A 23,414-nucleotide genomic window follows, 5' to 3' on the forward strand; every position below is an offset into this window, starting at 1 on the left:
TACGTCTGATCAGTGCGAATGATTAGGCGTTTTTTCTTTCATCTGCATTAATTTCATGCTCTACTTCCGCTCTCATGTGTAAAACTTGTGCCACCATATCGGGGGCAAATAAGTAATTATTAAACACATGATTACGTTCATTATTTAGTGCTATTGCTAATTCAATCGTTATCATTCTGGACGCTCTCCATCATCAGATTGTTGAATTTCTAAATTATCTATTGCAAAGGTCAATAAACGTTCTGTCAATGTACGCATAGATAATCCTGTTGTAACTGAGAGCTGTTTCAATTGTTCGTGGTGTGCCGCATCTATAAATACTGGGTTATAACCTCTCACCTTGTTATTACCTGCTTTGATTACCAATTTTTCAGTCATATTTTTCTCCTTTTCAAATTAATTATTTTTGTTGATCACGCCAAGTTTTTGTCATATGGTGTGCTGCCTCTGGTTCATTGAACATTGTCATGACTAACCACTTCATGAGACGACCAACATAACGAACGATCTCTCCACCGTGATTACGAATAACCAAAGCTACCGTCATGATTACAATTGTTAATGCAATCGCTGGTGGGAATGCTGCTATTGCTAACTTTCCAAAAAATATCATTTCCGTTAACATGTTCTATTCCTCCTGCTCAAATTCAGCACTCTTAAGTCCCTTATAAATCTGTCCTGTATAGCAGGCTGATAAGAACCCTTTCCAATCATCCAACGGTACTGACCAAACTGTACCGAACTGCCTCATTGGAAAATCAGGACGATTACCGAAATTCTTTTTGATAGTCTCCCACTTCTGACCCATATAAATCTCAAGGTCTGACGTATACATGATTTGCGGATAACCATACTTGTGATACTGCTCAAGTTTTGATAACCGTTCAGTATCCATTTTTAATGTTGATGCCATAGCGTGTTCCTCCTTTTTGTTGCTATACTTAGATTTGTGAGTGTCGCAATTCTCCCCTACACTGATGAAAGGAAGTACTAAACTATGAGTAAACCATTTGTTATTAGTTACGATTTACATGAACCAGGCCAAAAATATGAAGATGTAAAAAATACTATTAAATCTTTTGATGGTTCATATATTAAAGTTTTAGAATCTACTTGGTTGGTAAGTAATGACCTGACTCCTGATTTAATGGCTGATAAATTAGCAAAAGTAGTCGATTCAAATGACACGTTTTTTATATGTGAACTTACAAATTCATATCAAGGTCACCTAGCAAAAAGCGATTGGAAATTTATCCGAGAAAATATTTTTTAATATGGATTCTTAATTAATTTCTCAGATGCTGGTTCATTGAGTGCCTGCTCATTAACTTTTTGAATTACCAATTCGTATATTTCATGAGCGTATAAATTAGAAGTACTAGGCTTATTCTGTTGTAATTTTGTTATTACATCTGAATAAGTCTTATTTGTTTTATCAGCAATTAAATCTTCAGCAATTGTTGAAGCAATTTCATCAATCTCTTCCGTGATTCTGTTAGCACCTTCTTGTATTGAGTTCAAAATAGTATTTTCATCCATCTGCACAGCCTCCTTAATGAATTTGCTTATAAATTATTTTTAGAACAAAGTGACCGCTATTAATGAAGTACGTGATTACTTTGAACTTCATAGATCTTTGAAGTCACATCTCTTAGAATCGCAATTGCATCGATTTCTAGGAGATGTTTTTCTTTCAAATCTTCGAAAATTTCATTAGCGATTTCCTCTCTTGCTTCTTTATCCATCTTCATAACCTCCTTTATTTTCTTCGTTCGTTTAATACGCCAGATACATACATTTCCTATACTTCCAATTCAATTTTGCTTTCACCAAGGAATTTATTGATGAAGTATTGTTGTCCCTTACCGGTTACTTTTGGCGTTTTAGTAGTTACGTTTACACCGTTAGAATTTATGTGGTTATGCTCTTTAATCTCAAACAAGCCAAGTTCCATACTTTTTTGGGTAGGCATATTACGATCTGTTCCAAGTCTCTTAACCAAGTAACCCTTCTCGCGAAGATAAGTAAACAAACGATTTTGCCCAATATCTATGCCGTTTTGTTTTAACAACTTAGCCAACTCGCCGATAAGAATTGACGATTGACTGGCGGATACTGCATCAGCAAACAATGCTTTAGGTTTCATCTCTTCAATAATCTCGTCCTTGTGGTTCAGCAACATTTGAGCTGACTTCATTCCCATTGCCATTTGGTAACGTGGGTCGTTTAGCAATGCTTGATGCTCCTTTTCGACTTGAATGAAGTAATCTCTAATTTGATTACCTTTTTCTGTCTTGGTCATCATGGCAATGTGTTTTGCCATGTCGACCATTAATTTATAATCTTGAAGTGTCCTTGCCGCTCCATTATTAACAACCGTAGGTAAACCTACACTTGTAAAATCAACGTCTTCAACATACATATCTTTATATCGAGCAAACCATAGACTAAATCTTTCTTTAATTCCTAAACCTTTATATAAATCACGAGCACTAACTAGTTGCTCTCCTTGTTCAGTTGTCTGAACTTTGATTAATTCATTATTCATGATTGTTTCTCCTTATAAATCTGTGATGTTAAATAGTGTAAAAATTTTCTTACGAATTGCCTTTGACTTAGGTGAATTCTCACCGTTGATTGCTCGATTAGTTTGAGAAGTTCCCTCACCAATCATGTCAGCAAGATCCCCTTGTCGATCAATCCTTCGTTCCCACATTTCATCCTCAATGCGTTTTTTAATCCGACGCTTTAGATCGTCTTGTTCCTCTTCATATGTTGTTGCGGTCATGGCGCAACCTCCTTTGTTTTTTTGTGATAATATTTAATCAAAAGTAAATTAACGGAGAATATATTAATGTACACACCTACAAAAGATGAATTTAAAATCCTTTCATTTATTAACAGTGAGATAGTCCCTCATGGAAATTTCGATACATATGTTGAACGAATTTCACGAAACCCGCTATACTTTATAAATCCAGCACGAACAAAAATTTCTCTTAAATCTTTGTGTAATAAAAATCTAATTGAATTCAGTACCATTGTCCCTGCACCCGAACTTACAGACGAAGGAATTCGAGTATTTTTTGAGGCTCGTTCAATTCGTAGAAAAGAATTTGTTAAGTGGATCATAAGTTTAGTTTGGCCAATAATTACTGCATATATTGCTTGGTGGCTTAATCGCTAAAAAATTTATCCATTATAATTTGCATTAAAACTGACACAATTGGAGCATAAATCAGACAAAGCCAATCTTTATTAGTCCAAGAGTTTCCAAACCATTCATCATAAAATTTTTTAATTTTTGTACGTAATTTACTCATCTGCAACACCTACTCTTCCCGTTTATTCATTATCAAGTTGTTGCAATTATTGCAACAACACTTGTATAATGTAGTTACAGATTAAACAAAGACTTGCGTTGTTCGCATCTCTGCGCATGAAGTCGTTTGGAGTGGATACCAAGCGGCTTTTATTTTGTGCTTGTTTATCGTCCCATATCCACAAACGGGACGGCTAGGAGGTGCAGAACGTGCAAACCTTGTTTGATCTGTTAAGTGTTTTACAACAATTACTAGAGCAATTTTTATCAACATTCGTTGGTGCTTTAGGTTCTACCTGTGCTCTTGTGCTAGTTGCTGCTGTTAAACATTCAAAGAACCATAAGTAATTTGGTTCGTGCCCTGTCGTAACTGATGGGGCTTTTTTACGCCTTCCTTCCTGTTTATTTATTATCAAGTTGTTGCAATTATTTACTCGATGGAGTAATATAAAAGCATACGAAATAAGCACAATAAACGCCTGTATATCAACATTCGCTCACCAAAGCTCTGATTATTTTAGGTCTGTTTTTTGTTGCTCAATTACTTGATGAATTTATTATCACTCAATCGAATAAAAATGTCAACATAAAAATACTCGATTGAATTAAATAAATTTGTCAACCATGGAGAACCCTTGATATGACAATATTTGAAAGAACAAAAGAAATTGCAAAAAAACGTGGAATGAGTTTGCAAGATACTGCCACGTCTGCCGGAATTGGCATAAATTCCATATATGGTTGGAAAAATAAAAAGCCCAGTATAGACCGAATACAAAAGGTCGCTGATGTCCTAAACGTCTCAGTCGATTACCTACTAGGTAACACTGACGATATGCACGCAAATAAAAAATCAGACAAAGTTATCAATCTTGATAAAGCTCTATCTGATAAGGGTGTTGTTATGGAATTTCAAGGGCGTGAGCTTTCGGATAAGGCAAAACGTGGTATTCTTGAAATTTTAAATTTAATTGATGGTGATGAGGATTGACATATGGACGAATTAGAGGAACAGGTTAATAAACTCATCTATTCATCAAATGTTATTCTACAATATGCTGAATTTAGCCCTGATGATCCAGATGTGGTTATTATTAGAGTTGATAAACCGCCAGTTATTATCATTAACACAGCGTTCATTACGCCCTATCCTATGGTTGCTAGAAAATCTCATGAACTTTCACACATTATATATGGTGATGGTGAGCCCATGCTTTATCATTTCTCAATCGGCTTTAAAAACCAATCTGAAATTACTGCCAATAAAGGCATGATTTATATATTAGCAACCTTGGCTTATAGTGACACACCTTTAGAATATCGTAATTACACTGACTTTATGAATAAGTTTCACTTGCCCTCTTGGTTTGAACCTATTGTTAAAGATGCAATACAAGAAATTTAAATTAAATGTAGAAAAAGCCATCTTCAGTTGCATATATATTACGTGCAGGCAGGAATCACGTTAAAAGCTTGAGGAGCAATGCAATGGAACTACTTAACGGATTATTAGGTAATGCCACTAAGGTTTCAAATGAAAGTGTTCGTTCAGAAATTGAACCACTACTTATTACTGATGAAGTGATCGAACATTCATATAAACTTGTACGTGACTTGGTTATTTTTACTGACAAGCGACTTATCATTGTTGATAAACAAGGCATCACTGCTACTAAGATTGAATACAAATCAGTAATTTATCGTTCAATTTCTAAGTTTTCGATTGAAACTGCTGGACATCTTGATTTAGATGGTGAAATTAAGATTTGGATTTCTGGGCAAGCTGAACCTTCTGAAAAATTAGATTTCAGAAAAGGCGAAGCTTTAACAGATGTTCAACGTTTGCTTGCCGAAAAAGTCCTATAGTTCGTGTATTATATTTAAAACTATCCATTAGGATAGTGTACATAAATTTTATAATAATTCACGTTGAGAGTTTAAGGCGTATGTTACAAATGAAAATTTGTAACAACTATTGTTGCACTTAATTACTTTGAAAGTAACATTCTTAAATTAAGAGGTAGTTGGCATGTTTTTATTTGGAATAATTGGCTTTATTGCACTGTTTTTCATTATTTTAGAAGGATTGTGGACTTTGATACCTTGGCTAATACTAGCCGTCATCATTACTAGCATAATTGGTTTTTTCTTAGATCATTTTGTCATAATCAGCATTATATGTGCTGTTTTGGTAGTATTAGGAATTATAGGTTACTACGTTAATAAATATGATAGCAAATAAAAACACGCACACCCTCCATGACCAAACTTTAGGTGTACGCGCCATTAAAATATTAACAAAGCGTTTTTGCGCTTTTATTCACGTATCTAGTATATCAGACCTAGACACGTCTTTAAACTATCAAAAAATTTTACGCGAGAGGTTAGGTTTAAACTAATATGGCAAGTATAACTAAACGTGGTAAGAAATGGCGTGCCCGTGCATCTTATGTTGATGCAAAAGGCGTTCGACAACAACCTAGTAAGACGTTCGATACTAAAAAAGCTGCCACTGAATGGGTAACGAAAATAGAAAATCAGATATTTGATGGTTCAGATATTAACGCTGGCAAAATTCTATTTCCAGATTATTATAAAACATGGATTGAAGTTAATAAGAAAGGTACTGTCAAGCCAGCTACTTACTACACATATCAGGCAGCATTAAATTTTGTTAAACAAAATTTCGAAAATGTTCCCATGGATAAACTTACAACTATTTTAATTCAAAAACAATTAAATGAATATGGTAAAACACATGCAATCAGTACTGTTAAAGTTGTTGTAACAAAAATTAAAATGATATTACATGAAGCTTATCTTGATGGTATTATCAAACGTGATATTTTTTCGAGATTAAAGGCAACAGGACAAGAAATTCAGCATCATGATAATTTCTTAAATGCTAATGAATTTGTACAGCTTCAAAAATACTTATATTCAAAATCTGATGATATGAATAATTACCCATTTTATTTAATGGCTTTAATTGCATTAGAAACCGGTATGCGTATTGGCGAAGTTCAAGCTCTCACGATAGATGACATTAAAGACAATGCCATAATCGTTAATAAGTCTTACTCGATGGCAATTAGAACTATAAATAAGCCTAAAACCATTACGTCAAATCGTACCGTCGCTATTTCTGATAGTTTAAATGATATCATTCATGATTATTCCTTAAAAAATAATTCTAAAAACTTATTTGATAAAAAAATAGATTCTAAAACAGTGTCACGACACATGGAAAAATTAACAAAGGACGCTGGTGTCTCGTGTATTCATTTTCACGGACTACGACACTCACACGTTTCTTACTTGTTATACTGTGGCATTGATATTCAATATATTAGTAAACGTGTTGGACATGCGAACACTAACGTTACAATGAGCATATATTCACATCTTCTTAAAGAAAAAGAACAATCTCAAGATGAGTTAACTCTTAAAATATTAAACTACGGTGACCAAAAGTGACCAAAAAGCTTATAAATAGCGTTATTAAAGGAATACTTTTTTCATCGCCAAAAAAATAGCTAATGTTTCTTTGGCATCCGGTAAAGCACGATGCTTTTGTTCCCCTAAATTAACGCCATAAATTTCCGCCAAATCTTTTAAAGAAATATCTTGAGGATTACCCGTAATTGCACCATGAATCTGTTGTGTATCATATAATTTCCCGCGTGTCTCCCACTTACCTAGATTATGATGTTGTAGCCCTTCTTTAATCAATTGCACATCCCCATCAACAATCGCATGACCAACAATGGCATAATCACCAACAAAGCGCATAAATCGATTTAATGCTCGTTCTTCAGAAATACCATGGTTGATCATATCTAACGTAATCCAACCATCTTTACCGCCCATAGCTTTAGTAATATATCGAAAAGATTTCATAGCACTACCGACTGGCGGATTATTAACGATTATCGAAAATTTTTCAATATTCTTGGCACCAGTAACTTTTATGGCACCAATTTCGATAATTTGGTTACTCCCGTTCATTTCTAAGTCAAACACGACATAATTTTTTAAATTTGTAAATAACATCCCCCACCTAATGATCCTTCCCCAAAATATTTTTCATAAAACCCTTTCTAATTCTTTTTTAGCTTACTTATCTTTTAAGATGTCATAGAAGCAATGATAGAAATGCGCGTTAATCTTATTTTAACAGTAATTAAATGACTTGAATAACTAGAGACCTGCTACAATCACCGCTGTTGCAGTAAAGACCGATAATCTCCCTACTAAATGATGAGATTACCAGTCTTTTGCATAAAACTATTTTTTTATATCATTAATTTAGGCACCCATCAATAAATAAATCAAAGCAAGGGCAACCAATACTTGGAAAATAATCGTTACCAAACCATAGCTTAAGAACTTAGCACCTGAAGATTTAATCGTTGTCCATTTTAGATTTAGACCAATCCCAGCCAAGTTAACGATACCAAAGAAATTTGTCACACCTTGTGCAGTATGCGTTAACACGTGTGGTAGTGAAATAAATGAATTGATCAACATGAAGATAATAAACGTGGTCACAAACCAAGGAATACTAATCTTTGTTTTTGTCGCTGTTGTCCCGTCGACGGCCAATTTTGAAGCATGCCGTGCCATAAAAATGACAACAACTGATAGCATAATCACACGCAACATTTTAAAGATTGGTGCATAAGTCACAACACTACCACCAACCAAAGAAGCTGTTCCAGAAACTTGACCAACTGATTGGACAGTACCACCGATTAAGGCACTCACCATCATATTATTTGGCAAAACTGCTGGTCCTAGAATTGGTAAAACAAACAACAGGACAACACCAGCTAGTGAGACTGTTGCAACTGAAGTACGTCGCTGATCGTCAGTCGCACCGACAGCTGGTGCTACCGATGCAATCGCACTCGAACCACAAACGGCGTTACCAGCACCCATTAGCATTGCTGATTCTGGTGCAACTCTAAAGACACGACCACCCAACCACATCACAAAGACAATGGTCAAAGCCATTTGTAATAGAATAAAGATGACGCCACGCAATCCTAATGATGCCATATTTTGTAAGGTGACATTCAATCCTAAGCAAGCAATGCCAATTTCGATAGGATATTTTTCTGCCCACTTCACACCAGCTGCCCAACGCTGATTTGCAAATACTGTATTACCCAAAACAATACCTGCCAACATCGCCAATGCTTCAGCACCTAATGTTGGTAATAATGGCGACAATAATTTAGCAACTAAGGCTAATAAAAACGTCAGCACAATGCCGGCGACCATATTCTTATGTATTCTCATATAAACTCCTAAATAACTCCTAAAGCAAATTATTTTCATTATACACCTTGTCATCAAAATCACATGTTATTTGTCCTGAGGATAACGAAAAATTGATTTTGTGTACTTTTAAGAAGTTAGTATCTTGAAAATTTTTCAAAATATCGCTACTATGGATAAGGTTTTAAAAATTTTACAAGACATGATTTGAAAATAAATACTTTATATAAGAAAGGCATTAGAAATGGTCCAAGTTAAATCACCTTATTGGCAAAAAGTTGTTGCCGATGCACAAAAACATCCTACTGTACCAGGATTAGAAACCATCCCCTTCTTCACCATGGCACCGATGGAGGCAGTGACTGATTCTGTCTTTCGCCGCGTTGTCGCCGCCGCTGGTGGCCCCGACGTTTATTTCACTGAATTTACAAATGCGCGTAGCATTACGCATCCGAAGGCAAAATTTACGGTACAAGGTCGTTTACATGTTGACCCATCAGAAAAAATGCCCGTTGCACAATTATGGGGTGACCGTGCTATCGATTTTGAAACGGCTTGTTTCGATTTAAAAGCACGTGGCTATGAAGCCGTTGATCTTAATATGGGCTGTCCTGCTGCCACAGTTGTTAAAAATGGTGGCGGATCAGATTTAATTCGTCACTTTGACAATGCCAAAGATATTATTGCTGGAGCCAAAAAAGCTGGTCTTGCTGTTTCTGTTAAAACACGTTTAGGTTTTAATCAAATCGATACGTTTGAAGAATGGATTCCATTCATCTTAAAACAAGATATCCCACTATTAACTGTTCATCTGCGTACTCGTAAGGAAATGTCAAAAGTACCAGCACATTATGAGTATATTGATCGTTTGATTGCTTTACGTGATCAAATTGCACCAAATACGCTATTACAAATTAATGGTGATATCAAAGACCGTACTGCTGGTCTTGAGTTAGTCCGCCAACATCCTGGTATTGATGGTATCATGATTGGTCGTGGCATTTTTGAAAATCCATTTGCTTTTGAAATCACACCTCGTGAGCATACACTTGATGAAACATTAACATTGCTACGTATGCAACTAGATTTATATGATCAATTCACTGCTGAATTTGGTCCCATGCATTTCCAAAAATTGAAGCGCTTCTTTAAAATCTACGTTCGTCATTTTTCATACGCCTCAGATTTACGCGTTGCTTTAATGGATACCACAAATACGACCCAAGTTCGTGAATTACTAGATCAATTCGATGAACAATGGGCAGCAAAAAAGGCTGCTGATACGATTGCAATTACAACAAAATAACAAAAAAGCGGGTCATTTTCAAAAACCGAAAGATGATCTGCTTTTTTCATATTATCTGTTATTTTGTTGGTTCAAAAATTAAATGCTCGTTAACAAAGGCATTCAATCCTAATTCACTTAATTCACGACCATATCCCGAATTCTTTACACCACCAAATGGCAATTCAGGTAATGAAGCCCAACCGGAGTTAATAAATGACATCCCTGTTTCAATTTGAGCTGCCACACGTTGCGCATGTTCGATGTCACTTGAAAAGACCGTGTTGCCTAGACCATAACTTGAGTCATTAGCTAAAGCAATCGCTTCTTCTTCAGAATTAACTTTATAAACTGAAGCGACTGGACCAAACATTTCTTGGTTGTAAACGGGGTTATCCTTCGTAATATCTGTTAAGATCGTTGGCTCAAAGAAGAAGCCGTCACCACCAACCGGATCTTGACGGTAAACCAATGTGGCACCACCATCAATAGCTGATTGTACTTGCTTTTGTAGCTTTTCTTGGGCACTCTTTGATGACAATGGTGCAACATCAGTCGTTGGATCCATTGGATCACCTAACTTTGCCTTTGAAAAGCCTTCCTTTAGAATATCAATGAACTCGTCATACTTATCAGCCATCACAATGAAACGCTTTGATGATGTGCAGACTTGTCCAGCATTATACAAACGTGCCCCTGGTGCAACTGCCTTAACTTCATCCCAATCGGCATCATCTAAAATGATAAACGCATCATTACCACCAAGTTCCAAAGTAGACTTCTTGAGTGCTTCACCAGCTTCCTTAGCCACAGCAGCACCACCACGCTCAGATCCTGTTAAACAAACACCAGCAACACGAGGATCATGAATGGCCTTTGAAACCAAATCATAGTCAATAAATAAGTTGGTTAAAGCGCCCTTTGGTGCCCCAGCTTCGATGACCAAATCTGCAAACAGTTGTGCTGATTTTGGACAAATTGAAGCATGCTTCAAAAGAACTGGATTACCAACAATAAAGTTTGGTGCGAAAACACGTACGACTTGATACAATGGAAAGTTCCAAGGCTCGACGGCTACAATGACACCAGTTGATTGCTTGATGTAATGTGCCTTTCCTGCAGGTGATTCTAATGGTGTATCTGCCATAAATTCTTCACCCTTTTGCGCGTAATAAGCAACAATGCTTGCACATAAATCCACTTCGCCTTCAGCTTCGGTCAATAATTTTCCCATATCATAGGTCATTGCCTTCGCTAATTCTTCCTTGTGTTCAGTAATCGCATCAGCAACTTTTTGCAAAGTTTGTGCACGTTCACTAACCGGCGTCCCACGCCACGTTTTATATAAAGCATGACCTGTTGTCAATGCTTGCTCTAAATCTTCAGCAGTTGCGTTATCATACTCCTGTAAAATTTCCCCAGTATACGGATAAGTTGTTTTGTATGCCATAATATCCCCCCTTAATATAAACGACAAATGTTAGCGCTTCCACGCTATAAGGATATTATAACGCCAATAACTTAAAAAAGGGGATAAAAAGTTTCACAAACTACTAATTTAAGTGTACAAAAAATCACAATCTATCCTTTAACGTCGCCTTTTGCCCCGTCGACGATGGCTTGTGATTTTTTGAATCGAAACAGCTGGTCGACGTGCTGGTGCAAGTCGCTTAGCTGCTGATGGCACTGGATTTTCTGGATTCAAAGTGGTTGCAAAAATCCCTGATAACCAAGCAATCAAAATTTGCCCAACGACCATCATTGTCCCTACTAAATTTAAATAGACAATTAACACAAGCAGTGATCCTAATGATTGATAAAAACCAACATTTTTTACTGTAAACTGTGCATACCATCCAAACGAATAATTCAAAATAATCATCAGAACAACTTCAATTCCTGATCCAACAACTAATGGTCTAAATGCAGTCCGCTTTGCAGGCATAGCCGCATTAAACACACACATAATGATCCATAAACCAATTAATGTAATTAACCAGCGTTGTTTAGTAATAAACTCTAACCAACTAATTCCTGGAATTGCAGCAATCACTGCAGGCAAAATAGCACTGACAATCATCACCAAGCCAGCAGAAACTAAAATAACCATTAACCATAAAAAACTAAACACTCGAGTCAATAAACCACTGACGCGTTCAGGTACATCATAAACACCATTGAATGCTTTACGAAAAACAGCTAAGACAGAACTTGCTGCCCAAATTGTCGTCAAAATTGAAAATGACAAAATCCCGACACCACCTTTTAGTACCGATTTAATAATCGGTGCCAAAATGGACATGATATTACTAGGAATTTGTGCAGAAAGTAATGTGATCAAATCATGCGCATCTAATCCCACTAAACTGGCGACTGCCCCCACACTCATCAAAATAGGGACAAGCGATAATAAAGTATAATACGTAATTGTTGGTCCAACCATTTTTAAATTACCACGCTGAATATACGTTTTTAACTGATCAAGTTGAAACTTTTTTGTCAGGCGATGAACATCAACAAGTATTTGTCGCATGTCTATTCCCTCCTTCGTTAAATATACGTCTAGTATCGCAATGTTTGCGATAGATAGCAAATATGACGTTAGTTTAATGCTTATTGAATATTTGATCGTTAAAAATAACACCAATAAAAAAATTGATCACAAACTAGTGATTAGTTCATCATCAATTTCATTTATTATTTAAACCATGTGATTAATGGAATTGCATACCACCATCAACTTCAATTGTTTGTCCAGTAATGTAGTTTGAATCTGGTCCAGCTAAGAAAGCAACTGCCGCTGCAACATCTTCAGGCTCTGAAAGACGCTTCAATGCAATATCCTTTGCAAAGGTTTGCATACCCCATTCGTCATCCTTACCAGCATTCTTACCCACTTCATGAGCAATATCAAACATCATTGGTGTTTTAACAATACCTGGTGCATAAGCATTTACTGTAATATTGTCTTCTGCCAAATCACGTGCTGCAACTTGTGTTAAACCACGCACTGCAAACTTTGTACTACTATACAATGCAAGGTTTGGATTACCCACGACACCAGCTTGTGAAGTGGCATTAATAATCTTGCCGCCATGACCAGTCTTCTTAAATTGTTCAATAGCTGCTTGAATACCCCAAATATCACCGGCAACATTAATATGGTAAACCTTGTCGAATAATTCAGGAGTAATTGTATCAATTGGTGTTGTTGGACCAAGTCCAGCATTATTAACTAATACATCAAACCCACCAAGTTTTTCAGCCACTTGTTTTACTGCTGCAAAGAAGTCATCGCGATCAGAAACATCTAGCTTAACTGCTATGGCAGTTCCACCATTTTTTTCAATATCTGCAGCAACTTCTGCACCTTTTTGCTCATTCAAATCAGCAACTGCAACCGCAAAACCATCTTGACTTAATCGACGGACAATTGCTTCACCAATTCCTTGTGCACCACCAGTAATCATTGCAACTTTCTTTGTCATTACTAATCCCTCCAGTGTTATTCTTTAAAACAACTTCATTCTAGCACAATATGCCTCTTTTGTTAAAAAAGTCACAATATCTTCAAAAAATAACCGCGCCATTAGTGGTAGTAAACTAACAAAGCGGTTATATTTAAATACTTAATCACAAAATGTCGTCTATTTCGAAATGCACTGATAATAAATACCGTTGTCGTACGCTTTTTAAAAATGAGTATTTCTCATGAATAATCACTGAAATGTTTTTCTTTCACCTCCTTCATATAGACAATCATACCGTATACACACCACCATGAATGAATGAAATTTAAACGTTATCTTTCATATATTATGCGTTAAATGAAATGCCGTAATGGATGCCAAGCTTTTTTAAATTGTCTTTTCTTTCGAATTGACAACGGGCACCAAATTTTGTTCTGATCATCAAAATAGACTCGATTTGTTTCAATATCAAAGTAATGAATGGCGGTTAGATTTACTATGAATCCCTTGTGACATCGAAATAATTTTTGATATTTTTTCTCAATGTTCAACAATGAGTCGTTGATTTCTACAATCATATTTTGCGCATGGACAATCACTCGATTTACCTGATTTGGCTTTGAAGCAATATACATAATGTCTGACATTGGAATCTCATAATAATGGTTACGTAGTCTATAAACAAATTTTTCTTGCGTTCGTTGCATATGCTTAATCACTAATTCTTGAGCAATAATAATATCTTGTCGTATCGCTTCTTCAATCACGATGGTATCTTTTGATTTACAAATATAATCCAATGGTGCCAATCTTCGTTCTAAAGTTACTAATGACAACTCTTCATACGCTGTAATAAAAACGATGCTTGCTAAAGGCATTTTGTGACGTATTTGTTCAGCCAAGTCAATACTTGAGTTTTCTTGGTTTATTTCAATACTTAAAAAATAAAGCACATTTTGATGATCACAAGTCTCAACGAATTTCTTTACCTTCTCAATATCAGTTGTCGCCATCTTGATGGTCGTATCTAATTCTTCAAACGTTGTGTATCGGCTAATAAAACTAGTTAACCAGTCTAATTGTCGTTGATTATCTTCTAAAATTATTATCTCTAACATTACTTGTCCTCTACCATTAAAACGATCTGAATTATTTGAGTCTGTTCAGTGATTGTAATAGCTATTTCATACCCAAAAAGACAAATACTATCAGTAGGCTGATAACTAATAACAAATTGCCGATGCCGTTAAACATTGTCATATTTCACTTCTCCTAACAAAAAAACAGACTGTAATTTTTTATAAATGGCCAGTCATATTTTATCTATATTTTTAAAAATAGCGCTGACATTTTTCGAATATCATCTCTTATGACACGTCTATATAAAATCGTAAAGCATTTCTAACAATTCTGATAAAAAAATATTATCCGTTCATTTTTGCTTATTTAACGTTCAATAAATTAAAAAAACGCTGACCCCAATAAATTAGGTCAGCGATTTTCAATGTTTCACATGAAACATCATTTATTCATTTTTGTTGTTTTATTATCTTTAACATAGTTCCAAAAACTACCAATTGCAGATATCAAATCAAAACCAGGCAAAATAAGAATATACACCCAAACTGATAGCGTGTCAGTTGGTTGAAAAATTAAATACCAAACAATGTCAATCATTAATTGTACAAATAATTGTTGTGGCGTTGCCCGAAAAAAAGTTTTACCAAAAGCACCTATCATTCTTTAACCTCAAATTATAGCCATTTCTTCAAGAAATTGGCTTTGATTTCTGTATACTCAGGTGTCATATAAGCATCTGGGCCATGCCCAGTACCTTCAATGATGTGAATTTCAGCACGATCATCACTAACAAACTGACGTGCGGCGGCAATCATATTCACCGTCTGTTGATATGGTACAACAACATCTGCCGTTCCTGCAAATGCTAATATTGGTGGCATCTGTGAATTAAAATATGTGGCTGGATTATATGCCTTAACTTTTTGGGGATCATCTTTTGGCGCTTGTTGTTTAAACATTTGTCCTTCAAAAGATTCTGCTGTTCCCGTCTCAGAATAAGCCGGTGTAACACCGCTTTCCTTGAATTGCGGCACAAATTGATCAAATACATAAGGACCATATAATGAAATAATGGCATTTACTTGTTCAGATTGATCAGCATAATCCCCAAAATCACGATTATCCATCTCTTTTTTCGTTGCGGTTACACCCGCTAATAATGCCAAATGCGCACCTGAAGACTCACCCATTAATGCAACGTGGTTCATGTCTAATTGATATTCATTTGCATGTGCTCGAAGAAAGCGAATTGCTGCTTTCACTTCATATATCTGCGTTGGAAAATCAGCCTCTTGTATCAAAGAGTATGAAATGCTAGCAACAGCATAGCCTTTATCCAATAGTCGAAGAGCTGGTTCAAGTTTGTGTGAACTCTTATCACCAAAAACTAATCCACCACCAAATACATCGACAATGACTGGAAATGGTCCCTGACCTTCATTTGGTAGATAAATATCCAAATCATGTCGTGATCCTGCCATATATGGTATATCTTGCCATTGCTGTTTAATATAATCTGTTTTAGCAAAAGTTCGTGTGTAATCACGATCAATAAATCTCTCTGTCATATTAACCCCCTATCGTTTTCGTAATCAAAAAGGATAATTGCCTACACAACTATCCTTTCATCATACACTATTTTTAACTCTTTATTCGTAAACTTATGATAATCATTATGATAAACCAAACTAACGCCAAAATTGTGGTTGGCATCGTTGCTGGTGTAAACAACAAAATTAGAAAGATACCTATCAAAAAGGCAATAGTTAGATAATCCGTTACTGGTGCACCCGGCATTTTGAACAATTGCTTACCGTTCTTAAAGTCATCTGATTGTCGATACTTAACATGGGCAAACACCAAAACAGCATACATCACCACAAATGCAGCCGATGCAATTGATGTGACTAAATCAAAAGCGTTTGCCGGAAAGAAAAAGTTTAAAACAACTGCCAGCGCAATTAAAATCATTGACACATTGATAGCATTTCGAGGAATAAACCGAGTATTTAACTTACCAACATAGCCCTTACCCTTTGATAGCGAATATAACATCCGTCCAGTCGTAAAGATAGCACTATTCAATGAAGACGCAGCGGCTGTTAATACAACAAAATTGATGATTCCTGCTGCACCAGTGACCCCAATACCCGCAAAAACCTGCACGAATGGTGATTCACTGGCACTATAATTCGTCCATGGTTGGATACACATAATAGCAATCAACGCACCAATATAGAAAATTAAAATTCGCAAAATAATTGAATTAATGGCTTTTGGAATATTTTTATATGGATCTTGTGCCTCTGCTGCCGTCATACCAACAAATTCAATGCCTAAGAAAGCAAAGAAGACCATTTGAAAGGCTGATAACAGATGATGACCACCATGGGCAACAAAACCATGTTGCCATAGATTACTAATCGATGTGACGCCAGATGACGTTTTAGTATGCAATATCATCATAATAATCCCTGTCGCAATCATCGCTAAGATAGCAACGATCTTAATCATTGCGAACCAAAACTCAGTTTCACCAAAGGCAGCAACCGCAACAATATTAATACCATATAAAATGGCTAAGAATATTACTTCCCAAATCCAAATCGGAATACCTGGAAACCAAAATTTCATATAATTACCAACCGCTGTCAATTCAGCCATCGCAATGGTAATCCACCCCAGCCAATAAGTCCAACCGATAATGAAGCCTGCTTTAGGACCCACATATTTTTCAATAAATCCAACGAATGTTGCGCGATTAGGATCCGTTAGTAGCAATTCTCCTAAGGCACGCATCATCCAAAACATAAATATCCCAACGATAATATAAACAAGCAATATCGCTGGACCTGCAGTGCTAATCGAACGACCCGCTCCTAAAAACAACCCCGTTCCAATCGTACCACCTAAGGCAATCATCTCAACATGACGACCGGTTAAACCTCGCTCCAATTTCTGAGGAGAAACTTGTTGTTTTGCCATTATCCACTTCCTTTTTTTAATAAACATGCAGTACATATCGGACTTCTCTTGCATATATATTAACCAGTATATAAGAATTTTATAATATCTTTTAACTTTATCATTTTCATAATCAAAAAAAAAGAGATTGTGATAGAAATTTCTATCGACATCTCTTCCTTATTTTAAAAAAATTGTTCTTAACGCTGACATGATTTAATAATTTGGTCCTGGAAAATCAGCTGGTGTTTTTACTTGTAATCGTTGTAGTAACCGTCGTAAAATACCCTTTTCCAACATGGCTGCCCACAACCCCTCTAATCGACGTTCACCATGAATGACAACTGAGGTAACTGCTCGTAATTCCCTAAAATCATCACTTGTTCGTGCAATCAAATCAACAGTCTCTTCCAATAATTGATCATGTGCTTTTTGGTGCAACGTTCGTTCAAAGTTTTGGTCATAATAATCTGACCATTCAAAAGCCTGGGCAAGTGCTAGCATGCGATCATCATAGACTGGGAGCGTTGTGACATGATCACCAGCAACCCAAGCAACTGGATTTCCTTCAGCCTCGGCTAAGAATTGCTCCCATTTTTCAAAATTAAATGGATGTTGCTTTCTCATTGCCAAAATCCTCCAATTAGTTTCATACTAATTGTTATTTTATCACTTGTTTATAGTTAGTAAATATTTAACTCCGGAAAAACATCTGTCAAATTTACTGGCGTTGTAATCATCTCTTCATGTTCGCCAAATTTTAAAAGCACTTGTTGTGGTTCATAATCCAAAACACGTACCCCAGCGGTAATGGCATCCCGCACAATTTGCGTTAAAGGACCATCCCCAAAGTACGCCTCAAACAATTCGTCTTCGTGTGCTTTAAAATAATCTGTTCTCTCATTACCAATTTTTGTTGCCCACGCTTGCATAGTCGCAACATCTGGGGCTAATGCTATTAACTTGGCTGCTGGCGTTTTAGCGGGCGTTAGCACCCGATCAGTGATCAAGGATAACCCATCATTAAATCGCATACCAAAATGATCCGCTAATTGTGAAATTTTTTTCATAATCGCAAAAGCATCTTTTTTATTAGGCAGACCCATCATAGGGTTCTGCAAAGAAATTTCATTTGCTAATTGCTCATGCTGCTGCAAAATATCTGCCGTTAAATCATCTTCATCACTAATAAAATAAATAAGTAATAAATGAATCAAATTCAAATCATTTTCTGAAATACCAGCAATATCAAATGGATCAGTATCTAAAATGCGAATCTCTATGTAATCCGTATTGACACCATTTTCATGATTACTCTTAAAACGAACCGGTCCATAAATCTCATGTTCAGAGAATAATTTTCCTTGTGATACGAGCTCATCAATTTGTCGTTGATGATCATCATAATCACCGATATAATCCAATTTTTCTCCTTGATCATTGACGAAACCATAATCACTAGTTCGTAAAGAACGCACAGGGTTATGAAACTGTGGTGTCCTTGAATCGGTATCATTTAAATTAAAGGGTGTCGCACCAAATAAATAATTAAATAACCAACGATGTGCGACGATTTGCCGTGCTAAGTAGAAATAAACATCATTTTTAAATGTTGCAAAATCATTCACATCACTTGCGCTGAATAGTTTCTGTAATAATTCATCTGATAATGAGTAATTGAGATGCAAACCCGTCATAATTTCATGAGTTGAACCATATTTATGCAATAACCAATCGCGATAATCTTGGACCCACGTTCTTTCAAAATTTTCGTCTAACCACTGTAGATCATCTTTCCGTAATTGTGGTGGCATACTTAATGGCCAAATAGACTCATCATCAGCCATATGATGACGTAAAATCCATTGTAGTTGGAGCAAACGGTCTCTAGCTGCTTCAAATGATCCGACAGGTTCTGTTACTAACTCTGCTTGTGTCTCACTATAATCAGTTTGTAGGTACGGATGCATGCGTCTTGAACCTAACTTTGATGAATGATCAGCTCGACTCAAACGACCTTTTCTCGTCACACGATGTGCTTCTAATTCAATACCAAACTTACCTTGAAGTAATTCTGCATATAAATTGTTTTCTTTTATTATTTGTCCTAAATGTAAATCAGTTACCATACGTCATGCCCCTCAATTGATTAACTTTAAATAGACAAAAAGCCCTTGTCTATGGTTATCTACCACACACAAAGGCTCATCCAATCGTTTGCTAGGATTTTTGTCAATTAGACGATCGTTTCATCATCAGATGTGCTTTGTGTCTCAACATTTGTTGTTTTTTGTAACTGCCAAAGTTCCCATGTGTACACTATCACTGTTCGAATAATTGCATAGAATGGCACTGCCAAAATCATGCCAGCAATTCCAGCAATATTACCAGCTGCTAACAGTAACACAATAATCGTTAATGGATGAATATGCAACGAAGCACCCATAACACGTGGATAAATCAAATTACTATCGATTTGTTGCACGATCAATACAACAACAATAACCCAAAGCGCTTGTAATGGCGAGTCTGTAATAGCCACAAACAATGCTGGCACTAACCCGATATAAGGTCCCACATATGGAATCATATTGGTTAATCCAGCAAACACGCCTAACAGCAACGCATAATTTTGACCAATTATAAAATAGCCAATTGTTGTAAAAACACCAACAAAAATCATTTCCAATGCTTGCCCACTAATATACTGGGCAATTGTATGATTCAAACGCGCTAACACATCTGAAATACGTGATTGTTGCCGTTTCGGAAATAATTTTTGGATAAATGGTGAAAGTTTATGACCATCATTTAACATGTAAATCGTCATAACTGGCACCGTAATTGCTGTAATTGTAAAATTAGTTAATTTTGCTACCACAACACTCAAACTGGTCGCCACACCAGCAACCACTGTTTGACCGAATTTTTGAACTTGCTGTTGAATTTTATCAAGATCAATTTTGATCCCATATTCTTTGGCCATATCAACATGACTCAATTGATTAACCCAATGTTGCATGGTTTCAACCAATCCTGGAATATTTTTGATCAACCCCGCAATTTGTTCTACTAAAGCTGGTAGTAACGTTAAAATCAATGCAATTAAAATCCCTAATAATAGCAACATGACAATGGTAATCGACCATCCTCGACTAACATGCTTTACTTTCCCTAATGGTATTTTTTGTAAAACATTGACCACTGGATTTAATAAATAATATAGAAACCCTGAGATGATCAAAGGGACAAAAACAGCCCCAATAAATTGACCAATTGGTTCAAGAATAAAGCGTAGTTGTGTCACAATTAACACCAATAATGCAATTGCTAATAGTTCAAGCGTCCAAAACAGTGTCTTTGACTGCTTTAAATGTTCTAACACTTCACGACCTCACTTTCATTTTTTCTAATTATACCAGATATTCCAACAACATAAATCGACCACCAATAATTCATCAGGTCTACGTTTGTTTGTGATGTATTAAACGAACGAACTAATTTTAACCTAATAGACGTTAAAAGTTTTACACAGGTTATGCACAATTTATCCTGTTACTAAAAAATAAAAAATCGAAATAAATTCATATCACATGAATTTATTTCGACAATCACTTATTTTGTATAATTTACTTGCTGTACAGTACTTAATCAAAAAGCAATGCTAATATCAGTCCGATCGCCAACGTTAGCGAAATGACAACAGCATTCTTAATCGCATATGGAAAATTAGGCTTAATGGGATTTGCTTGAAACGCCTTTGCATTCTTCATCACCATTGGCAATGACAACAAAGCAACGAGTGATAACCAAGGTAAAATGCCAAGAACGACTGCTAAGATCAACATAATATAACCTGCAATGTAAACCCACCCAAATGCTTTGACAGCACGCTCTTTACCTAAATACCAAGCTAATGTATGCCGACCTTCAGCAACATCTTCGTTGTAGTCACCAATATTATTGGCAAACATAATATCGCCAATCGCAAACCATGCAATGGCTGACGCAATAATTGCTTTAAGCACTAATTCACCGTTAAATATTGGTGCAATATTGACGTAAGTTGCACTCAAAAAAATCAAATAGCCCATCGTTAATCCTGAGGCTAATTCGCCAAAAGGAGTCCGTGATAGTGGCAGTGGTGTCCCCGCATACCAATAAACAATCCAAAAACCAATCAACCCCATAACAAGCAATGGCCAACCCGTTTGCACAGCCAACCACAAGCCGCCGACAGCTGCAATCAACGCTAGTACAATCATGGTTGTCCAACCTTGGTTTTGTGAAATACCACCGTTACCAATAATATTATTGACACCATTTTTCCATTCTTCACTGGTTGCCGATTTAAAATCTTGGATATTATTCCAAACATTTGCCACCATCTGTAACGCAATGACAACAATCGCAAAGACAATCGCAAAAGTTATATGAAACTTTTGATACGTAATCGCGGCGTATAAGTTACCTAAAATAAGTGGTAAAATACTTGCTACCAATGATTGAACTTCAACGAATTTCAACCATGTTTTCATACTCATTTTCCACAACCTCCTAAAAAACTTTCAACACCTCAGCTTACACGAAAAAAATCAGTCATGCAATGTTACTCGCTGACTGATTAAATGTTGATATGCTTTAATGTGCCCGAAACTGATGCCAACCTTCACGAACTGGCATATCTTGACTTTTAACTGAATCAATACGTGCATATGGTGATGGTGCAACACTAATTTTTGAAATAAAATCCGCCATCGCTGCACTTTCACCCTGCGCTTCAATGTGTACTGAGCCATCTGATTCATTCCAAACTTGACCTTGGATATCTAACTGATCAGCAATCATTTTCGTTGTATAACGAAAACCAACACCCTGCACACGACCACGGACAATAATTTTCTTTGCAACTAACATTCACTATCCCTCCCGATTGTTTGAAATACTTTACAACAGGATACCAAAGCGTTCCGTCTGCACTTTTATTATAACGTCAGTTTATGGTTTCTTCGTCAAATCAGATCCAAAATACTTTTCTGAGAGTTTTGCAATCGTGCCATCTTTGGCTAATTGCTTCTGTACCTTCGTGATTTTCTTTGCTAAAGCTTCATTTTTCTTATTTAACATTGGTGAAGCTGACGTATCGCCTAAGACATTCGTCACTTTTGCCTTTAATTTTGTTTCTGGATGCGCTTTTTTATACACACTCCATGAATCTTGTGAGTTCAATGTCACATCTGCTTTACCAGAATTGACTAAATCAATCGCCTCAGCAAAACCAGGTACAGACACAACCTTTGTACCAGCTTTTTTAGCTGCCTGACCAAAATTTGATGATGCTGATTGGGCTGACTTCTTGCCCTTTAGATCTGCGGCTGTTTTAATATCTGAATTTGCTTTGGTAATCATAACCGTTTTGGTATACAAATAAGGCGCCGCAAATGCAAATTTCTTTGCACGTTCTTTTGTATTGCCCATGTTGTTATAAACGACATCATATTTATTCGATTCCAATCCTGCCACTAAAGAATCAAATTTTGTTTGCGAATAAGCAACTTTTAAATGCATTTTTTTAGCAACCGCTTTTGATAAATCAACTTCAAAACCAGTCAGTTTACCTGACTTATCCCGATAAGAATATGGTGAGTACGTCCCTTCAAGACCGACTGTCAACGTGCCTTTTTTATGTAAATTTTTTTCATAAGTTGGTACAGTCTTAGCAGCAATACTTGGTGTCACCGCACTCACACTACCACCAGCCACAAGCAATGTTATCGCAGTTGCTGTAGCAATTTTTGTATATTTATTCATTTTACCCACTCCTTTGTTAAAGCAGAATTTAAATATTAATCAATATATTATGTCATATTTTTAATTAGTGCTCGCTAAATTAACATCGCATCCCCAAATACCTCACTTCTTTTCTGTCGCAAATCATACTCTGCTGACGAATCATTTGTCAACTAGTTAATCAATTTATAAATTTTACTTGCAATTAATTAGTAAGACA

Annotated in this window: 33 protein-coding genes; 9 read left to right on the top strand and 24 right to left on the bottom strand. The window is 36.1% G+C overall.

The window, feature by feature from the left end; genetic code table 11:
• Positions 1–22: 22 nt before the first annotated feature.
• Genes ACSKY2_RS06820 through ACSKY2_RS06835 form a run of 4 tightly spaced genes read right to left on the bottom strand, consistent with a single transcriptional unit; the run spans position 23 to position 913 of the window.
• The gene (locus ACSKY2_RS06820; protein WP_489877226.1) at positions 23–175 is read right to left on the bottom strand and encodes a hypothetical protein; all 153 of its coding nucleotides are present in this window, start codon (positions 173–175) and stop codon (positions 23–25) included.
• Positions 172–378 (bottom strand): hypothetical protein, encoded by a 207-nt coding sequence (locus ACSKY2_RS06825; protein ID WP_489877227.1) that lies wholly within the window; start codon positions 376–378, stop codon positions 172–174. Before ACSKY2_RS06825 ends, ACSKY2_RS06820 begins: the two co-directional genes overlap by 4 nt.
• A 22-nt stretch (positions 379–400) precedes the next feature.
• Positions 401–625: a hypothetical protein gene (locus ACSKY2_RS06830; RefSeq protein WP_489877228.1), complete on the bottom strand. Its 225-nt coding sequence runs from the start codon at positions 623–625 to the stop codon at positions 401–403.
• Between the two features lie 3 nt (positions 626–628).
• Positions 629–913, bottom strand: coding sequence for a hypothetical protein (locus ACSKY2_RS06835; RefSeq protein WP_436585701.1), 285 nt, complete (start codon positions 911–913; stop codon positions 629–631).
• A gap of 84 nt (positions 914–997) precedes the next feature.
• Here ACSKY2_RS06835 and ACSKY2_RS06840 point away from each other — a divergent pair, with 84 nt between their 5' ends.
• Positions 998–1,273, top strand: a complete 276-nt coding sequence (locus tag ACSKY2_RS06840) for a hypothetical protein (RefSeq protein WP_489877229.1) — start codon at positions 998–1,000, stop codon at positions 1,271–1,273.
• Here the strand turns inward: ACSKY2_RS06840 and ACSKY2_RS06845 are convergent.
• Genes ACSKY2_RS06845 through ACSKY2_RS06860 form a run of 4 tightly spaced genes read right to left on the bottom strand, consistent with a single transcriptional unit; the run spans position 1,270 to position 2,788 of the window.
• Positions 1,270–1,539: a hypothetical protein gene (locus tag ACSKY2_RS06845; protein ID WP_489877230.1), complete on the bottom strand. Its 270-nt coding sequence runs from the start codon at positions 1,537–1,539 to the stop codon at positions 1,270–1,272. The genes ACSKY2_RS06840 and ACSKY2_RS06845 overlap by 4 nt on opposite strands.
• 59 nt (positions 1,540–1,598) lie before the next feature.
• Entirely contained in the window at positions 1,599–1,745 is a 147-nt protein-coding gene (locus ACSKY2_RS06850; RefSeq protein WP_489877231.1) for a hypothetical protein, read from the bottom strand.
• A gap of 56 nt (positions 1,746–1,801) precedes the next feature.
• The gene (locus tag ACSKY2_RS06855) at positions 1,802–2,548 is read right to left on the bottom strand and encodes a phage antirepressor KilAC domain-containing protein (RefSeq protein WP_489877232.1); all 747 of its coding nucleotides are present in this window, start codon (positions 2,546–2,548) and stop codon (positions 1,802–1,804) included.
• Between the two features lie 12 nt (positions 2,549–2,560).
• Positions 2,561–2,788, bottom strand: a complete 228-nt coding sequence (locus ACSKY2_RS06860) for a hypothetical protein (protein ID WP_489877233.1) — start codon at positions 2,786–2,788, stop codon at positions 2,561–2,563.
• Positions 2,789–2,854: 66 nt separating this feature from the next.
• On the opposite strand from ACSKY2_RS06860, the gene ACSKY2_RS06865 reads away from it, so the two are divergent.
• Positions 2,855–3,187 (top strand): hypothetical protein, encoded by a 333-nt coding sequence (locus ACSKY2_RS06865; protein ID WP_489877234.1) that lies wholly within the window; start codon positions 2,855–2,857, stop codon positions 3,185–3,187.
• Here the strand turns inward: ACSKY2_RS06865 and ACSKY2_RS06870 are convergent.
• Complete coding sequence (locus ACSKY2_RS06870) at positions 3,177–3,323, bottom strand: hypothetical protein (protein ID WP_489877235.1); 147 nt, start codon at positions 3,321–3,323, stop codon at positions 3,177–3,179. The genes ACSKY2_RS06865 and ACSKY2_RS06870 overlap by 11 nt on opposite strands.
• Before the next feature lie 209 nt (positions 3,324–3,532).
• On the opposite strand from ACSKY2_RS06870, the gene ACSKY2_RS06875 reads away from it, so the two are divergent.
• The 6 genes from ACSKY2_RS06875 (at position 3,533) to ACSKY2_RS06900 (ending at position 6,799) form a co-directional block, all read left to right on the top strand.
• On the top strand, positions 3,533–3,670 hold the full coding sequence (locus ACSKY2_RS06875) for a hypothetical protein (protein ID WP_489877236.1): 138 nt from the start codon (positions 3,533–3,535) through the stop codon (positions 3,668–3,670).
• 292 nt (positions 3,671–3,962) lie between these two features.
• The gene (locus tag ACSKY2_RS06880; RefSeq protein ID WP_489877237.1) at positions 3,963–4,313 is read left to right on the top strand and encodes a helix-turn-helix domain-containing protein; all 351 of its coding nucleotides are present in this window, start codon (positions 3,963–3,965) and stop codon (positions 4,311–4,313) included.
• A 3-nt stretch (positions 4,314–4,316) separates the two neighbouring features.
• Positions 4,317–4,727, top strand: a complete 411-nt coding sequence (locus tag ACSKY2_RS06885; protein ID WP_489877238.1) for a hypothetical protein — start codon at positions 4,317–4,319, stop codon at positions 4,725–4,727.
• 83 nt (positions 4,728–4,810) lie between these two features.
• Positions 4,811–5,188, top strand: coding sequence for a PH domain-containing protein (locus ACSKY2_RS06890; protein ID WP_489877239.1), 378 nt, complete (start codon positions 4,811–4,813; stop codon positions 5,186–5,188).
• 163 nt (positions 5,189–5,351) lie between these two features.
• The gene (locus tag ACSKY2_RS06895) at positions 5,352–5,564 is read left to right on the top strand and encodes a hypothetical protein (protein WP_491737213.1); all 213 of its coding nucleotides are present in this window, start codon (positions 5,352–5,354) and stop codon (positions 5,562–5,564) included.
• Between the two features lie 158 nt (positions 5,565–5,722).
• Positions 5,723–6,799, top strand: a complete 1,077-nt coding sequence (locus ACSKY2_RS06900; RefSeq protein ID WP_489877240.1) for a site-specific integrase — start codon at positions 5,723–5,725, stop codon at positions 6,797–6,799.
• Positions 6,800–6,823: 24 nt separating this feature from the next.
• On the opposite strand, the gene ACSKY2_RS06905 is transcribed toward ACSKY2_RS06900, so the two are convergent.
• Together ACSKY2_RS06905 and ACSKY2_RS06910 are read right to left on the bottom strand one after the other, a co-directional pair.
• Positions 6,824–7,375 (bottom strand): 3'-5' exonuclease, encoded by a 552-nt coding sequence (locus ACSKY2_RS06905; RefSeq protein ID WP_489877241.1) that lies wholly within the window; start codon positions 7,373–7,375, stop codon positions 6,824–6,826.
• 255 nt (positions 7,376–7,630) lie between these two features.
• Positions 7,631–8,626, bottom strand: coding sequence for a YeiH family protein (locus ACSKY2_RS06910; protein ID WP_489877242.1), 996 nt, complete (start codon positions 8,624–8,626; stop codon positions 7,631–7,633).
• Between the two features lie 223 nt (positions 8,627–8,849).
• Here ACSKY2_RS06910 and ACSKY2_RS06915 point away from each other — a divergent pair, with 223 nt between their 5' ends.
• A complete protein-coding gene (locus ACSKY2_RS06915; protein ID WP_489877243.1) occupies positions 8,850–9,911 on the top strand; it encodes a tRNA dihydrouridine synthase in 1,062 nt (353 codons plus the stop codon).
• Between the two features lie 58 nt (positions 9,912–9,969).
• Here the strand turns inward: ACSKY2_RS06915 and ACSKY2_RS06920 are convergent, their stop codons facing one another.
• From ACSKY2_RS06920 to ACSKY2_RS06980, 13 genes are all read right to left on the bottom strand, one after another.
• A complete protein-coding gene (locus ACSKY2_RS06920; RefSeq protein ID WP_489877244.1) occupies positions 9,970–11,340 on the bottom strand; it encodes an NAD-dependent succinate-semialdehyde dehydrogenase in 1,371 nt (456 codons plus the stop codon).
• 138 nt (positions 11,341–11,478) lie between these two features.
• Positions 11,479–12,423 carry a YihY/virulence factor BrkB family protein gene (locus ACSKY2_RS06925; protein ID WP_489877245.1) on the bottom strand — a complete coding sequence of 315 codons (945 nt, stop codon included), beginning with the start codon at positions 12,421–12,423 and terminating at the stop codon, positions 11,479–11,481.
• 181 nt (positions 12,424–12,604) lie between these two features.
• Positions 12,605–13,378, bottom strand: coding sequence for a (S)-acetoin forming diacetyl reductase (locus ACSKY2_RS06930; protein ID WP_489877246.1), 774 nt, complete (start codon positions 13,376–13,378; stop codon positions 12,605–12,607).
• A 335-nt stretch (positions 13,379–13,713) separates the two neighbouring features.
• A complete protein-coding gene (locus ACSKY2_RS06935) occupies positions 13,714–14,478 on the bottom strand; it encodes a LytR/AlgR family response regulator transcription factor (protein ID WP_489877247.1) in 765 nt (254 codons plus the stop codon).
• Positions 14,479–14,881: 403 nt separating this feature from the next.
• The gene (locus ACSKY2_RS06940) at positions 14,882–15,100 is read right to left on the bottom strand and encodes a hypothetical protein (protein WP_489877248.1); all 219 of its coding nucleotides are present in this window, start codon (positions 15,098–15,100) and stop codon (positions 14,882–14,884) included.
• A 14-nt stretch (positions 15,101–15,114) separates the two neighbouring features.
• Positions 15,115–16,008 (bottom strand): alpha/beta hydrolase fold domain-containing protein, encoded by an 894-nt coding sequence (locus ACSKY2_RS06945; RefSeq protein WP_489877249.1) that lies wholly within the window; start codon positions 16,006–16,008, stop codon positions 15,115–15,117.
• Between the two features lie 73 nt (positions 16,009–16,081).
• The gene (locus tag ACSKY2_RS06950; RefSeq protein WP_489877250.1) at positions 16,082–17,425 is read right to left on the bottom strand and encodes an amino acid permease; all 1,344 of its coding nucleotides are present in this window, start codon (positions 17,423–17,425) and stop codon (positions 16,082–16,084) included.
• Positions 17,426–17,620: 195 nt separating this feature from the next.
• On the bottom strand, positions 17,621–18,031 hold the full coding sequence (locus tag ACSKY2_RS06955) for a DUF6508 domain-containing protein (RefSeq protein WP_489877251.1): 411 nt from the start codon (positions 18,029–18,031) through the stop codon (positions 17,621–17,623).
• 56 nt (positions 18,032–18,087) lie between these two features.
• Entirely contained in the window at positions 18,088–19,533 is a 1,446-nt protein-coding gene (locus tag ACSKY2_RS06960) for a glutamate--cysteine ligase (RefSeq protein ID WP_489877252.1), read from the bottom strand.
• Positions 19,534–19,640: 107 nt separating this feature from the next.
• Positions 19,641–20,789 (bottom strand): AI-2E family transporter, encoded by a 1,149-nt coding sequence (locus ACSKY2_RS06965; protein ID WP_489877253.1) that lies wholly within the window; start codon positions 20,787–20,789, stop codon positions 19,641–19,643.
• Between the two features lie 262 nt (positions 20,790–21,051).
• Complete coding sequence (locus ACSKY2_RS06970) at positions 21,052–21,948, bottom strand: prenyltransferase (RefSeq protein ID WP_489877254.1); 897 nt, start codon at positions 21,946–21,948, stop codon at positions 21,052–21,054.
• Between the two features lie 97 nt (positions 21,949–22,045).
• Positions 22,046–22,321 carry an acylphosphatase gene (locus ACSKY2_RS06975; protein WP_489840517.1) on the bottom strand — a complete coding sequence of 92 codons (276 nt, stop codon included), beginning with the start codon at positions 22,319–22,321 and terminating at the stop codon, positions 22,046–22,048.
• An 81-nt stretch (positions 22,322–22,402) separates the two neighbouring features.
• A complete protein-coding gene (locus ACSKY2_RS06980) occupies positions 22,403–23,215 on the bottom strand; it encodes a transporter substrate-binding domain-containing protein (RefSeq protein ID WP_489877255.1) in 813 nt (270 codons plus the stop codon).
• Between the last annotated feature and the right edge of the window lie 199 nt (positions 23,216–23,414).

The sequence above is a fragment of the Weissella sp. ESL1156 genome (assembly GCF_058505625.1).

Excerpts from the sequence above, each read along its gene's own strand:
- ACSKY2_RS06820 (WP_489877226.1), bottom strand. The coding sequence starts at position 175 with ATGATAACGATTGAATTAGCAATAGCACTAAATAATGAACGTAATCAT.
- ACSKY2_RS06825 (WP_489877227.1), bottom strand. The coding sequence starts at position 378 with ATGACTGAAAAATTGGTAATCAAAGCAGGTAATAACAAGGTGAGAGGT.
- ACSKY2_RS06830 (WP_489877228.1), bottom strand. The coding sequence starts at position 625 with ATGTTAACGGAAATGATATTTTTTGGAAAGTTAGCAATAGCAGCATTC.
- ACSKY2_RS06835 (WP_436585701.1), bottom strand. The coding sequence starts at position 913 with ATGGCATCAACATTAAAAATGGATACTGAACGGTTATCAAAACTTGAG.
- ACSKY2_RS06840 (WP_489877229.1), top strand. The coding sequence starts at position 998 with ATGAGTAAACCATTTGTTATTAGTTACGATTTACATGAACCAGGCCAA.
- ACSKY2_RS06845 (WP_489877230.1), bottom strand. The coding sequence starts at position 1,539 with ATGGATGAAAATACTATTTTGAACTCAATACAAGAAGGTGCTAACAGA.
- ACSKY2_RS06850 (WP_489877231.1), bottom strand. The coding sequence starts at position 1,745 with ATGGATAAAGAAGCAAGAGAGGAAATCGCTAATGAAATTTTCGAAGAT.
- ACSKY2_RS06855 (WP_489877232.1), bottom strand. The coding sequence starts at position 2,548 with ATGAATAATGAATTAATCAAAGTTCAGACAACTGAACAAGGAGAGCAA.
- ACSKY2_RS06860 (WP_489877233.1), bottom strand. The coding sequence starts at position 2,788 with ATGACCGCAACAACATATGAAGAGGAACAAGACGATCTAAAGCGTCGG.
- ACSKY2_RS06865 (WP_489877234.1), top strand. The coding sequence starts at position 2,855 with ATGTACACACCTACAAAAGATGAATTTAAAATCCTTTCATTTATTAAC.
- ACSKY2_RS06870 (WP_489877235.1), bottom strand. The coding sequence starts at position 3,323 with ATGAGTAAATTACGTACAAAAATTAAAAAATTTTATGATGAATGGTTT.
- ACSKY2_RS06880 (WP_489877237.1), top strand. The coding sequence starts at position 3,963 with ATGACAATATTTGAAAGAACAAAAGAAATTGCAAAAAAACGTGGAATG.
- ACSKY2_RS06885 (WP_489877238.1), top strand. The coding sequence starts at position 4,317 with ATGGACGAATTAGAGGAACAGGTTAATAAACTCATCTATTCATCAAAT.
- ACSKY2_RS06890 (WP_489877239.1), top strand. The coding sequence starts at position 4,811 with ATGGAACTACTTAACGGATTATTAGGTAATGCCACTAAGGTTTCAAAT.
- ACSKY2_RS06895 (WP_491737213.1), top strand. The coding sequence starts at position 5,352 with ATGTTTTTATTTGGAATAATTGGCTTTATTGCACTGTTTTTCATTATT.
- ACSKY2_RS06900 (WP_489877240.1), top strand. The coding sequence starts at position 5,723 with ATGGCAAGTATAACTAAACGTGGTAAGAAATGGCGTGCCCGTGCATCT.
- ACSKY2_RS06905 (WP_489877241.1), bottom strand. The coding sequence starts at position 7,375 with ATGTTATTTACAAATTTAAAAAATTATGTCGTGTTTGACTTAGAAATG.
- ACSKY2_RS06910 (WP_489877242.1), bottom strand. The coding sequence starts at position 8,626 with ATGAGAATACATAAGAATATGGTCGCCGGCATTGTGCTGACGTTTTTA.
- ACSKY2_RS06915 (WP_489877243.1), top strand. The coding sequence starts at position 8,850 with ATGGTCCAAGTTAAATCACCTTATTGGCAAAAAGTTGTTGCCGATGCA.
- ACSKY2_RS06920 (WP_489877244.1), bottom strand. The coding sequence starts at position 11,340 with ATGGCATACAAAACAACTTATCCGTATACTGGGGAAATTTTACAGGAG.
- ACSKY2_RS06925 (WP_489877245.1), bottom strand. The coding sequence starts at position 12,423 with ATGCGACAAATACTTGTTGATGTTCATCGCCTGACAAAAAAGTTTCAA.
- ACSKY2_RS06930 (WP_489877246.1), bottom strand. The coding sequence starts at position 13,378 with ATGACAAAGAAAGTTGCAATGATTACTGGTGGTGCACAAGGAATTGGT.
- ACSKY2_RS06935 (WP_489877247.1), bottom strand. The coding sequence starts at position 14,478 with ATGTTAGAGATAATAATTTTAGAAGATAATCAACGACAATTAGACTGG.
- ACSKY2_RS06940 (WP_489877248.1), bottom strand. The coding sequence starts at position 15,100 with ATGATAGGTGCTTTTGGTAAAACTTTTTTTCGGGCAACGCCACAACAA.
- ACSKY2_RS06945 (WP_489877249.1), bottom strand. The coding sequence starts at position 16,008 with ATGACAGAGAGATTTATTGATCGTGATTACACACGAACTTTTGCTAAA.
- ACSKY2_RS06950 (WP_489877250.1), bottom strand. The coding sequence starts at position 17,425 with ATGGCAAAACAACAAGTTTCTCCTCAGAAATTGGAGCGAGGTTTAACC.
- ACSKY2_RS06955 (WP_489877251.1), bottom strand. The coding sequence starts at position 18,031 with ATGAGAAAGCAACATCCATTTAATTTTGAAAAATGGGAGCAATTCTTA.
- ACSKY2_RS06960 (WP_489877252.1), bottom strand. The coding sequence starts at position 19,533 with ATGGTAACTGATTTACATTTAGGACAAATAATAAAAGAAAACAATTTA.
- ACSKY2_RS06970 (WP_489877254.1), bottom strand. The coding sequence starts at position 21,948 with ATGAGTATGAAAACATGGTTGAAATTCGTTGAAGTTCAATCATTGGTA.
- ACSKY2_RS06975 (WP_489840517.1), bottom strand. The coding sequence starts at position 22,321 with ATGTTAGTTGCAAAGAAAATTATTGTCCGTGGTCGTGTGCAGGGTGTT.
- ACSKY2_RS06980 (WP_489877255.1), bottom strand. The coding sequence starts at position 23,215 with ATGAATAAATATACAAAAATTGCTACAGCAACTGCGATAACATTGCTT.